The organism is Enterobacter cloacae complex sp. R_G8, from assembly GCF_024599795.1.
GTDB lineage: Bacteria > Pseudomonadota > Gammaproteobacteria > Enterobacterales > Enterobacteriaceae > Enterobacter > Enterobacter dissolvens.
The window spans coordinates 3,737,557-3,750,439 of the sequence record NZ_CP102246.1 but is presented as its reverse complement, the minus strand read 5'-3'; the positions used below and the strand labels follow the sequence as shown (position 1 = coordinate 3,750,439).

At 55.0% G+C, this 12,883-nt stretch carries 13 protein-coding genes; 1 reads left to right on the top strand and 12 read right to left on the bottom strand.

The features are described 5' to 3' along the window. Positions 1-12: 12 nt before the first annotated feature. The 6 genes from rlmH to leuS all read right to left on the bottom strand — a co-directional run bounded on the left by rlmH (position 13) and on the right by leuS (position 5,925). Complete coding sequence (gene rlmH, locus NQ842_RS17835) at positions 13-480, bottom strand: 23S rRNA (pseudouridine(1915)-N(3))-methyltransferase RlmH (protein ID WP_003858701.1); 468 nt, start codon at positions 478-480, stop codon at positions 13-15. A gap of 3 nt (positions 481-483) precedes the next feature. Continuing rightward, the gene (gene rsfS / locus NQ842_RS17830; protein ID WP_003858696.1) at positions 484-801 is read right to left on the bottom strand and encodes a ribosome silencing factor; all 318 of its coding nucleotides are present in this window, start codon (positions 799-801) and stop codon (positions 484-486) included. Between the two features lie 268 nt (positions 802-1,069). Beyond that, positions 1,070-1,735: a nicotinate-nucleotide adenylyltransferase gene (nadD, locus tag NQ842_RS17825; protein ID WP_257256142.1), complete on the bottom strand. Its 666-nt coding sequence runs from the start codon at positions 1,733-1,735 to the stop codon at positions 1,070-1,072. Then, the gene (gene holA / locus NQ842_RS17820) at positions 1,728-2,759 is read right to left on the bottom strand and encodes a DNA polymerase III subunit delta (protein ID WP_050859885.1); all 1,032 of its coding nucleotides are present in this window, start codon (positions 2,757-2,759) and stop codon (positions 1,728-1,730) included. The genes nadD and holA overlap by 8 nt, the downstream gene beginning before the upstream one ends. Beyond that, the gene (gene lptE / locus NQ842_RS17815) at positions 2,759-3,328 is read right to left on the bottom strand and encodes an LPS assembly lipoprotein LptE (protein ID WP_014831080.1); all 570 of its coding nucleotides are present in this window, start codon (positions 3,326-3,328) and stop codon (positions 2,759-2,761) included. Before lptE ends, holA begins: the two co-directional genes overlap by 1 nt. 14 nt (positions 3,329-3,342) lie before the next feature. Beyond that, positions 3,343-5,925 carry a leucine--tRNA ligase gene (gene leuS / locus NQ842_RS17810; RefSeq protein ID WP_257256141.1) on the bottom strand — a complete coding sequence of 861 codons (2,583 nt, stop codon included), beginning with the start codon at positions 5,923-5,925 and terminating at the stop codon, positions 3,343-3,345. 214 nt (positions 5,926-6,139) lie between these two features. Between leuS and NQ842_RS17805 the strand changes: the two genes are divergently transcribed. After that, positions 6,140-6,622: a zinc ribbon-containing protein gene (locus NQ842_RS17805; protein ID WP_014831082.1), complete on the top strand. Its 483-nt coding sequence runs from the start codon at positions 6,140-6,142 to the stop codon at positions 6,620-6,622. Positions 6,623-6,678: 56 nt separating this feature from the next. Here the strand turns inward: NQ842_RS17805 and rihA are convergent, their stop codons facing one another. The 6 genes from rihA to lnt all read right to left on the bottom strand — a co-directional run bounded on the left by rihA (position 6,679) and on the right by lnt (position 12,881). Continuing rightward, positions 6,679-7,620 (bottom strand): pyrimidine-specific ribonucleoside hydrolase RihA, encoded by a 942-nt coding sequence (gene rihA, locus NQ842_RS17800; protein WP_014831083.1) that lies wholly within the window; start codon positions 7,618-7,620, stop codon positions 6,679-6,681. Between the two features lie 120 nt (positions 7,621-7,740). After that, complete coding sequence (locus NQ842_RS17795; RefSeq protein ID WP_014831084.1) at positions 7,741-8,466, bottom strand: amino acid ABC transporter ATP-binding protein; 726 nt, start codon at positions 8,464-8,466, stop codon at positions 7,741-7,743. Further along, positions 8,466-9,140 carry a glutamate/aspartate ABC transporter permease GltK gene (gltK, locus tag NQ842_RS17790; RefSeq protein ID WP_032638859.1) on the bottom strand — a complete coding sequence of 225 codons (675 nt, stop codon included), beginning with the start codon at positions 9,138-9,140 and terminating at the stop codon, positions 8,466-8,468. Before gltK ends, NQ842_RS17795 begins: the two co-directional genes overlap by 1 nt. Further along, positions 9,140-9,880 carry an amino acid ABC transporter permease gene (locus tag NQ842_RS17785; protein ID WP_013097579.1) on the bottom strand — a complete coding sequence of 247 codons (741 nt, stop codon included), beginning with the start codon at positions 9,878-9,880 and terminating at the stop codon, positions 9,140-9,142. Before NQ842_RS17785 ends, gltK begins: the two co-directional genes overlap by 1 nt. A 155-nt stretch (positions 9,881-10,035) precedes the next feature. Then, positions 10,036-10,941: an amino acid ABC transporter substrate-binding protein gene (locus NQ842_RS17780; protein ID WP_014831086.1), complete on the bottom strand. Its 906-nt coding sequence runs from the start codon at positions 10,939-10,941 to the stop codon at positions 10,036-10,038. Positions 10,942-11,342: 401 nt separating this feature from the next. Then, positions 11,343-12,881 (bottom strand): apolipoprotein N-acyltransferase, encoded by a 1,539-nt coding sequence (gene lnt, locus NQ842_RS17775; protein ID WP_257256140.1) that lies wholly within the window; start codon positions 12,879-12,881, stop codon positions 11,343-11,345. Positions 12,882-12,883: the final 2 nt, after the last annotated feature.

Below are 12,883 nucleotides of genomic sequence, written 5' to 3'. Positions count from 1 at the left end.
CCTGGTCAGTCATTACTCGCGGTGATAGGGGTGGTTGGTAGTAATGCTCCACGCGCGATACAGGCTTTCTGCCACCAGTACCCGAACAAGCGGGTGGGGGAGCGTCAGCGCGGAGAGAGACCAACTTTGTTCTGCCGCCGCTTTGCAGGCAGGGGACAACCCTTCAGGCCCGCCAATCAACAGACTGACGTCACGACCATCCTGCTTCCAGCGCTCCAGTTCGTGCGCCAGCTGCGGCGTATCCCAGGGCTTGCCTGGAATATCGAGGGTCACGATGCGGTTTTTGCCTGCGGCAGCCAGCATCAGCTCTCCCTCTTTATCGAGAATGCGTTTGATATCCGCGTTCTTGCCGCGCTTTCCGGCGGGGATCTCCACCAGCTCGAACGGCATATCTTTCGGGAAACGACGCAGATACTCAGTAAAACCGGTTTGTACCCAGTCCGGCATTTTGGTGCCGACGGCGACCAGTTGCAACTTCACGCATCAACCCCAGAGTTTTTCCAGCTCATACAGGCGACGGCTCTCTTCCTGCATGACGTGGACAATAACATCGCCAAGATCGACAACCACCCAGTCAGCGGTCGCTTCACCTTCAACCCCGAGCGGTAACAGTCCTGCTGCGCGTGATTCCTGAACAACATGATCGGCAATTGAAACCACATGGCGAGTAGACGTACCGGTGCAGATGATCATGCAGTCGGTGATGCTGGATTTACCCTTAACGTCGATAGCGATGATGTCCTGACCTTTCAGGTCATCAATTTTGTCGATAACAAAATCCTGGAGTGCTTTACCCTGCAAGTTTTCCCCCTGGGTGAATGAGATTGTGCAACTGTGAATTCGTAGCCAGACAGTATACCTGAACTGACGCCCCTGTCGGGACAAATGTCGCCGGCCGGGCTTTTGAAGGCGGGTATCATCCCACCCTCCGCCGGAGATTGCATCGCCATTTTTGTAAAACAATTTCTGTAAAGCAATGATCGGCGGGAAAGTCTGGCAGCGGAGGATAACAGTATGGCTTACTCTGTCAAGGCAGGATAATCAATAAGGCGCTTTTTGTGCGCCCGGATTATGCGTCTGCGCTTTTCTGATACAACCCGTGCGCGTGGATATAGTCCAGCACTGACGATGGCAGGAGATCGTCACAGGCTAAACCGTGCTGCAGCCGGTCGCGAATGATTGTCGCAGAAATATCAAACCACGGTGTCTCCGCCAGATAGATCTTCCCGGCAGGTTGACTGTGCAGATCTTCCACATTGTCGGTCAGATGGGCTGCCAGCCACTGCTGATACTGCTCTTCACGCATGGTCAGCGGATAGCCCGGACGGCGGCAGACGAGCAGATGGCTGTTCTGCAGAATGGTTTCATACTGATGCCAGGTGGGGAAGTTGAGCAGAGAATCCTGGCCGATGATAAAGGCCAGCGGTTTGTCCGGCCCCTGTTCGCGCCGCCACTCCTGCAACGTTTGCGACGTCCAGGAAGGGGTGTCGCGGCGTAGCTCCCGCTCGTCGAGAGTGAAGAGCGGTTTATCCGCAATGGCCAGAGCGAGCATCTCTTTTCGCTGCTCGCTGGTGGCCTCAGGCTGTGGCCGGTGCGGCGGAACGTTATTGGGCATGACAATCACGCGCTGAAGACCAATCAGATTCGCCAGAATTTCAACCGGTTTCAGATGACCGTAATGGACCGGGTCAAAGGTGCCACCGTACAGGGCCTGTAAAGAGTGCATACTATCCATCGATAAATACGTCTGCCAGTGCCTTGTGGCAGAGCAGCAGAGAAAGGCTTTCCAGCTCCGCCCAGACGGACTGGCCGTAGTCTTGTTTTAACGTGAGCTCTGCGCGCAGCAGAAGCTGTACCGCCTGGCGCAGCTGTTCATGGCTCAGACGATTGATTGCCTCGGTGGTCATTGCCCGACGGTTTTGCCATACACGGTGTTTGTCAAACAGCGAACGCAATGGCGTATGAGCAGACTGGCGCTTGAGCGTAATCAGCAACAGCAGTTCACGCTGCAGCGTACGCAGCAAAATCACCGGCTCGCTACCTTCAAGACGGAGCTGCTGCAAAATATGCAGGGCGCGTTTGCTCTTTGCCGACAACAGGGCATCCACCCAGTGGAACGGCGTGAAGTGTGCGGCATCGTTAACCGCCTGCTCCACGCGCGGCAGGGTCAGTTTGCCATCCGGCCAGAGCAGGGAAAGCCGGTCCAGCGCCTGCGCCAGGGCCAGCAGGTTTCCTTCATAGCAGTAGCACAGCAGCTGATTTGCTGCGTCGTCCAGCTGAAGGTTGTTCTGTTTCGCTCTTGCGGCTACCCATTTGGGCAGATGGGCCTGCTCAGGCGTCTGGCAGGTCACCAGCACGGCATGAGTGGCGAGTTGGGTAAACCACGCTGCGTTTTCCTGCGCTTTGGTGAGCTTGTTGCCACGCACGATTAACAGCAGATCGCTGTGCAACAGGCTGACCAGCGTCGCCAGTTGTTCATTAATGGCCGCGTTCGGACCATTCTCTGGCAGCAGGATCTGGATGGTCTGGCGTGATGCAAAGAGGCTCATCGCCTGGCAAAGCGAGAAGAGGGCATTCCAGTCGGTATTGTTATCCAACTGGACGGTGTGGTGTTCATCAAAGCCCTGAGCGGCCGCCGCGTGTCGCACGGCATCCAGGCTTTCCTGAAGCAATAATGGGTCGTTACCGAGTAGCAGATACGCCGCGCGCAGCCCTTCATTGAGCTGCGCGCGGAGTTGTTCAGGATACAGCCTGATCATCAGTTACCCATGGAGGTAGAAACAGGAGGCGTATTGGCATCCGGTTTGTCGATGATGTCAGAACCCTGTTTTGGCGATGCGGCAATGCCCGGCAGTTTACGGATCAGCTGTTCCGCTGCCTTGTCGTACATTTCGTTAATGATAATCTGCTGCTCAGCATCTTTTGCCAGCGCCGTTTGCGGGTTATCAAAGAACGAACGGTACACTTTGGTATTGATAGGGTAAATGTCTTTACCCGGGATCAGTACGGCCGCGTTCACCGTCAACACCATCTGATATTCCGCAGTACGTCCATCCTGGAAGATAGACGCGGTATCTTTAGCCAGCGATGAGCTTAAGATACGTAATGACGGTACATCCTGGCGCAGGGTGCCTTTCTCGATCAGCTCAACATCGTTCAGACGCAGCTGATTACGCACAGCCCGACTAAGTGGACCATTTGGATCCGATGAGTCGAAAATCATCGTTTTCATCTCAGCGGGCACCGCCGTGGTATTGCGCAGGTGCCAGCCACAACCCGCGGTGACCAGCACCGCCAGAGATAAGAGTATTGTTGCCAGTTGTCGCACGTTTCCTCCCGCGCTTAGCCAACGACCAGATTCAGCAGTTTACCCGGTACGTAGATCACTTTACGCACGGTAACGCCCTCAAGATATTTCGCCACCAGATGTTCCTGGCCAGCACGCTCACGAACCTGTTCTTCGGTTGCATCAACGGCGACGGTAATTTTACCGCGTACTTTACCGTTGACCTGCACCACCACCAGCGTGGTGTTTTCCACCATGGCGGATTCGTCAGCAACCGGCCACGGCGCGTTGTCTATATCGCCTTCGCCTTTCAGCTCCTGCCACAGGGTGAAGCTGACATGCGGGGTGAACGGGTTCAACATGCGCACGACGGCTAACAGCGCTTCACGCATTAAGGCACGATCCTGCTCGCCTTCCTGCGGTGCTTTCGCCAGCTTGTTCATCAGTTCCATAATAGCCGCAATTGCGGTATTGAAGGTCTGACGACGACCAATATCATCGGTCACTTTTGCAATCGTTTTATGAACATCACGACGCAGCGCCTGCTGATCTTCAGTCAGCGCAGCGACGTTCAGTGCCGGAGCGTCACCCTGTGCGGTGTGTTCGTAAACCAGTTTCCAGACACGTTTCAGGAAGCGGTTAGCCCCTTCAACGCCAGATTCCTGCCACTCCAGGGTCATGTCTGCCGGAGAGGCAAACATCATGAACAGACGCACGGTATCCGCGCCGTAACGCTCAACCATCACCTGCGGGTCGATACCGTTGTTTTTGGACTTGGACATTTTGCTCATGCCGGTATACACCAGTTCATGACCTTCGGCGTCTTTTGCCTTCACGATACGGCCTTTCTCGTCGCGCTCAACAATCGCATCAACCGGAGAAACCCAGTTACGCTCGCCGTTCGCACCGACATAGTAGAACGCATCTGCCAGTACCATGCCCTGACACAGCAGCTGTTTTGCTGGTTCGTCAGAGTTGACCATACCCGCGTCGCGCATCAGTTTGTGGAAGAAGCGGAAGTAGAGCAGGTGCATGATGGCATGTTCAATACCACCGATATAGATATCCACCGGCAGCCAGTAGTTTGCCGCGTCAGAATCCAGCATCCCTTCCTGATACTGCGGGCAGGTGTAGCGCGCGTAGTACCATGATGACTCCATAAAGGTGTCAAAGGTGTCAGTTTCACGCAGCGCAGGCTGGCCGTTGACGGTGGTTTTCGCCCACTCAGGATCGGCTTTGATCGGGCTGGTAATGCCGTCCATGACCACATCTTCCGGCAGGATCACCGGGAGCTGATCTTCCGGGGTTGGCATCACGGTGCCGTCTTCCAGCGTGACCATCGGGATTGGCGCACCCCAGTAACGCTGACGGGAAACGCCCCAGTCGCGCAGACGGTAGTTTACTTTACGCTTACCCACGCCCAGCGATGCCAGTTTGTCGGCGATGGCGTTGAAGCCGTCTTCGAAGCTCAGACCGCTGAACTCACCAGAGTTAAACAGCGTGCCTTTTTCCGTCAGTGCTTGCTCAGACAGGTCAGGTTCAGAGCCGTCAGCTGCCAGAATAACGGCTTTGATCGGCAGGTTATATTTGGTGGCAAATTCATAATCGCGCTGGTCGTGACCCGGAACGGCCATCACCGCGCCAGTGCCGTATTCCATCAGCACGAAGTTTGCTGCCCAGACCGGAATCGCTTCGCCAGTCAGTGGGTGCTTCGCATAAAAGCCCGTGGCAACGCCTTTCTTCTCCATGGTCGCCATGTCGGCTTCTGCCACTTTCGTGTTGCGGCATTCGTCGATGAAGGTGGCCAGCTCCGGATTATTTTCGGCGGCTTTCTGCGCCAGCGGGTGACCTGCGGCCACGGCCAGATAGGTCGCGCCCATGAAGGTATCAGGACGGGTAGTGTAGACGGTCAGGGTCTGATCGTAGTTCTCAACGTTGAAGGTGATCTCCACGCCTTCAGAACGACCGATCCAGTTGCGCTGCATGGTCTTAACGGTATCCGGCCAGTGGTCCAGCGTATCCAGATCGTTCAGCAGTTCATCAGCATAAGCGGTGATTTTGATAAACCACTGAGGGATCTCTTTACGCTCAACTTTGGTGTCACAACGCCAGCAGCAGCCGTCGATAACCTGTTCGTTCGCGAGAACGGTCTGGTCGTTCGGGCACCAGTTAACCGCAGACGTCTTCTTATAAACCAGGCCTTTTTTGTACAGCTCGGTGAAGAACTTCTGTTCCCAGCGGTAGTATTCCGGGGTGCAGGTCGCCAGCTCGCGGCTCCAGTCATAGCCAAAGCCCAGCATTTTGAGCTGGTTTTTCATGTACGCGATGTTGTCATACGTCCACGGCGCGGGTGCTGTATTGTTTTTGACCGCCGCGCCTTCCGCAGGCAGACCGAACGCATCCCAGCCAATTGGCTGCAGAACGTTTTTGCCCAGCATACGCTGGTAGCGAGCAATCACGTCACCGATGGTGTAATTACGCACGTGGCCCATGTGTAGTCGACCAGAAGGATAGGGAAGCATCGACAGGCAGTAATACTTCTCTTTGCTCTCGTCTTCGGTTACTTCAAAGGTGCGCTTCTCGTCCCAGTGTTGCTGGACTTTTGATTCTATCTCTTCCGGGCGGTATTGCTCTTGCATGGCAGCCAGTGGTCCTGTTTTCAATACAGCTACAAATGTAGCCAATGGATGTGGTATTTCAGATCCGCATAGCATAGCCCAAACGCCCGCGTCAAAACAGCCTTTCGCACAAATGCGCTTTGCAGGAATTTACCGGGTCTGTGGTTCACCTGACAAAGCGGCGATGAAATAAGGTCTATTATTAGAAATAGTTACTGACCCGGGAGGCAAAATGATGAACAAGGTTGCTCAATTTTACCGCGAACTGGTGGCGACACTGACGGAACGGCTGCGTAACGGCGAGCGTGATATCGACGCGCTGGTGGAGCAGGCGCGTGCCCGCGTGACGCAAACGGGTGAGTTAACGCGAACCGAAGTGGAAGAGGTGACGCGCGCCGTGCGTCGTGATCTGGAAGAGTTCGCGCGCAGTTACCAGGAGAGCCAGGACGAGGTGACCGACAGCGTTTTTATGCGGGTGATCAAGGAGAGCCTCTGGCAGGAACTGGCGGATATTACCGATAAAACACAGCTGGAGTGGCGCGAGGTATTCCAGGATCTGAATCATCATGGTGTTTACCACAGTGGCGAAGTGGTGGGACTGGGAAACCTGGTCTGTGAGAAATGCCATCATCATATTGCTGTTTATACGCCGGAGGTGCTGTCCCTGTGTCCGAAGTGCGGGCACGATCAGTTCCAGCGTCGGCCGTTTGAGCCCTAAATAAAAGCAAAACTGTTTGCGCCCTCTCCCTGTGGGAGAGGGCTGGGGTGAGGGCATCAGGCCGCAGAATAGTAAGCCAGCCTCTCCGCCAGCAAATCCACAAACGCCTGCCGATCGATATCCACCATTAGCGTGGTATTCGGTTTATTCCCCGTCAGCGAATAGTAATCCACCACCGTCATCCCCTGGGTGTATTTCCCCTGGGTCTCCACACCAACCCAGCGCTCTACCGTGGTAAACATCTCAGGCTTCAGCAGCCAGGCAATGGTGCATGGGTCATGCAGCGGTGCACCGTGGAAGCCCCATTTCTCGGCTTTGTGATATTCCATAAAGAAGTCGAGCAGCTCGGCAACGGTCGTGGCAACCGGGTTGCCAATCGCACGAAAACGCTCGATGTCATTCGCCATAATCTGTGCACGGTGGGTAACATCCAGCCCGGCCATCACAATCGGCAAGCCCGACTGGAAGACGATCTCCGCCGCTTCCGGGTCGACAAAGATGTTGAACTCCGCCGCAGGCGTCCAATTACCCAGTCCCATGGCACCGCCCATAATCACGATACGGGCAATTTTACTGTGCAGTTCAGGATGGCTGTTCAGCAGCAGCGCAACGTTGGTTTGTGGGCCCGTTGCTACCAGCGTGACGGGTTCAGCACTCTCGCGTAGTACCTTTGCCATTAGCTCCACGGCGGTACAGGATTGCGGGGCAAAACCCGGTTCCGGCAGTGCCGGGCCGTCCAGGCCACTTTCTCCGTGTACGTTGTCGGCAATGATCAGTTCACGCATCAGCGGTTTGACCGCGCCACCGGCCACGGGAATATCGGTGCGCTTTAGCAAGGTCAGCATACGCAGGACGTTGCGCAGGGTTTTATCCGGCGTCTGGTTGCCGGCAGATGAGGTGACAGCTTTGACTTTAAGTTCAGGGGAGGCAAGTGCAAGGACGAGGGCAATCGCGTCGTCATGACCCGGATCGCAATCGAGAATAATAGGCTGTGCCATAGCGTTCTCCATACGTAGCGTTATTTTGTGACAAGGTTAACGCTGCAATGTGACGCCGACGAGAAGCAGAGATTGAAAGCGTGAGGCAGTGCGCAATCCGCAGATTGCGCACTGAGAAGATTAGTGCAGGATTTTGGCCAGGAAGTCTTTTGCGCGTTCGGATTTCGGGTTGGCGAAGAACTCTTCTTTCGGCGAGTCTTCAACGATCTTGCCTTCATCCATGAAGATCACGCGGTTGGCCACTTTGCGGGCGAAGCCCATTTCGTGGGTCACTACCATCATGGTCATTCCTTCGTGCGCCAGCTCCACCATCACGTCCAGCACTTCGTTGATCATCTCCGGATCGAGTGCTGACGTAGGCTCATCAAACAGCATGGCGACCGGATCCATACACAGCGCGCGGGCAATGGCCACACGCTGCTGTTGGCCGCCGGAAAGCTGTGCCGGGAACTTATCGGCGTGCGCCGAAAGCCCAACGCGATCCAGAAGCTTCAGCCCTTTCTCACGCGCCGCTTTCTTGTCACGCTTAAGCACTTTCACCTGCGCCAGCGTCAGGTTCTCGATGATGGAGAGGTGAGGGAACAGTTCAAAATGCTGGAACACCATCCCCACGTGGGAGCGAAGCTGGGCAAGGTTGGTTTTCTTGTCGTTCACTTTGGTGCCGTTAACAACAATTTCGCCCTGCTGCACAGGCTCCAGGCCATTCACCGTTTTGATCAGCGTCGATTTACCGGAACCGGACGGCCCGCACACTACCACCACATCACCTTTTTTGACTTCGGTGGAGCAGTCGGTCAGCACCTGAAAGTGCCCATACCATTTAGAAACATTTTTCAGGGAAATCATTATACCGTCCTTTTCTTCAGCCAACTGACCAGCAGCGACGCGCTTAAACTAATCACAAAATAGACCGCACCTGCGAAGAGCACCATCTCAACCTGCGTACCATCACGTTCACCGATGGTGGACGCGGTACGGAAGAAGTCTGCCAGGCTCAGGACATATACCAGAGAGGTATCCTGGAACAGCACGATGCCCTGGGTCAGCAGGAGGGGAACCATGGCGCGAAACGCCTGCGGCAGAATAATGAGCTGCATGGACTGCCAGTGGGTCATTCCCAGCGCCAGCGCCGCGCTGGACTGCCCACGGGAGATACTCTGAATGCCCGCACGGATAATCTCGGAATAGTAAGCGGCCTCAAACATGGAGAACGCAACCATCGCGGAGATAAGGCGGATATCGGTTTTCGGTGACAGTCCCAGAACGTTTTGCAGGAAACCGGGAACAATCAGGTAAAACCACAGCAGCACCATCACCAGCGGGATGGAGCGGAAAACGTTAACGTAGGCAGTGGCAAACCAGGCGAGCGGTTTAAAGCTCGACAGGCGCATGACTGCCAGCAGGGTTCCCCAGACGATACCAACGATGATGGCGATCACGGTGATTTTTAAGGTGATCACCAGACCATCAAGCAGGTATGGCATGGAAGGAACAATGGAACTCCAGTCAAATTCGTACATTATTTGCCCCCCAGATTGCCCGGCAGGCGAATTTTGCGTTCAACCAGGTTCATCACCAGCATGATGAAAGCGTTAATCAGAACATACGCGAGCGTAATTGCCGTGAAGGATTCCCACGCATGGGCGGAATAATCCAGCAGTTTGCCCGCCTGTGCCGCCATATCGACCAGACCGATCGTGGAGGCGATGGCCGAGTTTTTGACCAGGTTCATCATCTCTGAGGTCATCGGTGGGACAATGACGCGGTAGGCGTTAGGCAGCAGGACGTAGCGGTAGGTTTGCGGCAGCGTTAATCCCATTGCCAGACCCGCGTTCTTTTGTCCACGCGGCAGCGACTGAATAGCGGCACGCACCTGCTCGCACACGCGCGCGGCGGTAAACAGCCCCAGACACATCATCGAGGAGACAAAGAACTGTACGTTAGGATCCAGTTCCGACTTGAACCACATGCCAATATTTTCCGGCAGCAGTTCAGGAACGACCAGATACCAGGTAAAGAACTGCACGATCAGCGGAACGTTACGGAACAATTCCACATACAGCGTGCCGATAGAAGAGAGAAAACGGTTTGGGACGGTGCGCAGAATACCGAACAGTGAACCGACAAGGAACGCAATAATCCACGCCGTTATCGATAATGCAACGGTGACCTGAAAGCCGCTCCACAGCCAGCCAAGATAGGTTGTGTTGCCGAACGGGGCTTGTTGCAGAAATATGCCCCAGTTCCAGTCTATTGACATAATAAACTCCAGAAAAAAAAGGGTAGCAGCGCTACCCTCGAAGATTGGTGAGAAGCTCATTTTTCGCGCTGAGTGGGGAACGACCACTCAACGTATAGTCTGTCCATGCTTCCCGACAATCGAGAGGGCAGGAGATCCCGCCCCTGTAGTTCTAATTAGTTAAGAGCCTTGTCATTCGGTGATTTGAACAGTGCTTTCATGTCGTCAGACAGTTCAAAGTTCATGTTGAGATTTTTAGGTGGAATTGGGTTCTTGAACCATTTGTCGAACCATTTTTCCGCTTCACCAGAGGTTTGCACCTGGGCGATGGTGTCATCAATTAGCTTCTTGAACTGCGGATCGTCTTTACGCAGCATACAGCCGTAAGCTTCTTTCGACTGCGCGGTGCCCACGATATCCCAGTTGTCCGGTTTCTTCGCTTTTGCACGTTCGCCAGCCAGCAGGGCATCATCCATCATAAACGCGACGGCACGGCCACTTTCCAGCGTACGGAAGGAGTCACCATGGTCTTTCGCGCTGATGATGCGCATATCCATTTTCTTCTCGTCGTTCAGCTTGTGCAGCAGCACTTCTGAGGTTGTCCCGGAGGTCACAACAACGGCCTTGCCTTTCAGGTCAGCAAAATCTTTAATCGCGCCGCCTTTTTTGGTCAACAGACGGGTCCCCACCACAAATATAGTGTCGGAGAAGGCAGCCTGTTTCTGACGCTCCAGGTTATTGGTGGTAGAGCCACACTCAAAATCGAAGGTGCCGTTTTGCAGCAGTGGGATACGGTTCTGTGAGGTGATCGGAATCAGCTTCACCTGCAGATCGGGTTTGTTCAGCTTTTTCTTCACGGCCTCAACGATAGCGTTAGAGTAATCCTGTGAATAGCCCACGACTTTTTGCGTGTTGTCGTAGTAAGAGAACGGGACAGAAGATTCACGGTGGCCGACCACGATCACGCCGTTTTTGGCAATCTTGTCGAGAGTGCTGCCGGCTGCCGGCGCGTCTTCAGCGTGAACGACGCCTGCGGACATCCCCATTACCAGCATTGCTGTGGCCAGTTTACGTAATTGCATACCCAACTCCTTTCTTATCAGCGCCAGAGACGCATTGATACCCATTGTGATGTTGTTATATCTCGCGCTATGCGAGTGCAGTGTTATGCAAGCTTGTTAACATTTAGTCTGGCTTAATGTAAAGATTTTGCTGCGTTATTGTTTATTTTTGCGAAGCGCGCCGCACCATTCCGAGGCAGAAATCTCTCGTTGCACCGTTTCGGTGCTACTGATGATCTGCGCTGGTGCGACAAGGTTGCACGTTAAGCCAAACTGCGTTTGCGTGAATAAACAAAGCAATAGACGTGCCAGAATTGAAATTTGGGAGGGAACTGTCGGGTGGCGGCTACGCCTTACCCGACCGACGAAGCGAAATGTAGGCCGGGTAAGGCGTAGCCGCCACCCGGCAGGACGAGGTGAGGTTATTGGCGACGCTGACGCAGGCTCATCAGCACAGCCCCAAAGCCAAACAGGGCGGTCAGGATCCACAGCGGCCAGTTACCGGTACGGGCATATGGCGTCAGGCCGCTTGTTGGCGTGACTTTAGCCGTCAACACTTCGCGCGTAAACTGCGGGATCATGGACTGAATTTCACCCCGCGGTCCAATCACGGCGGTGATGCCATTGTTGGTGCTGCGCAGTAGCGGACGCGCCAGCTCCAGGGAACGCATTCGCGCCATCTGGAAATGCTGCCACGGACCAATCGACTTACCGAACCAGGCATCATTAGAGATGGTCAGCAGGAAGTCCGTATCCGGACGGAAGTTATCGCGTACCTGTTCGCCGAGGATGATCTCGTAGCAAATGGCCGCCGTCAGGGCAAAACCGTGTGCATGCAGCTGCGGCTGCACGTACGGCCCCCGACTGAAGGAGGACATTGGCAGGTCAAAGAACGGTGCCAGCGGACGCAGAATCGACTCCAGCGGAACAAACTCGCCGAACGGAACAAGGTGATTCTTGTTATACCGGTCAGTCGAGGTGTGGCTGTAGTCGCTGTCTTTGCCGAGCGTAATGATGGTGTTGTAGGTATCGTAGCGGTTCTGCTGATTCAGACGCGCATCCACAATCCCGGTGATCAGCGTACTGCCGCGCGCGCGCAGCAGATCGTTCATCATATTCAGAAACGGCTGTTGGTTAATTTCCAGATCCGGAATGGCGGATTCAGGCCAGATGATCAGCTGCGATTTACCCATCACCTCTTCAGTGGCGTTGGCGTAGATTTTCAGCGTGTTCAGCAGCTCTTTCTCATCCCACTTCATCGCCTGCGGAATATCGCCCTGTACCATTGAAACCTGCGTTGCGCGCTCAGGCATCAGGGTATACCACTGGATATAACGCAACGGGAAGGGCAGGGCGAAGAGGACCAGCGCCACCACCAGTGGTTTCCCGTTACGCGTGACCAGTGCCAGTACCAGCAGACCGCTTACCACCATCAGCAGGAAGTTGATTGCCTCAACACCCATCACTGGCGCCAGCCCTTTCAGCGGGCCGTCGATCTGGCTGTAGCCAAACTGCAGCCACGGGAAGCCGGTCAGCACCCAGCCGCGCAGGAACTCGGTAATCTGCCAGACCACGGGGGCCGCAATGGCGACGCGCAGCCAGGTGGTTTTAGGCCACAGGCGGGAGAGAATGCCCGCAAACAGACCGGTATAGAGCGAGAGATAGGCAGCCAGCAGTACAACAAGAAAGACGTTAACCGGCCCCGGCATACCGCCAAACTGGGCGATGCTGACGTAGACCCAGTTAATACCTGAGCCAAACAGGCCCAGCCCCCAGAAGTAGCCGATGGCTGCAGCCTGGACGGGACGACGATTCAGGGTTAAACCCTGTAATCCCATCAGGGAGAGGATAGCCGCAGGCCAGATATCGTAAGGAGAAAAAGCCAGCGTACCGCTGGCTCCGAGTAGCAGCGCCAGCAGCAAACGGACGCGCTGGCGTTCAAGCAATGGGGCAAATGCCATTT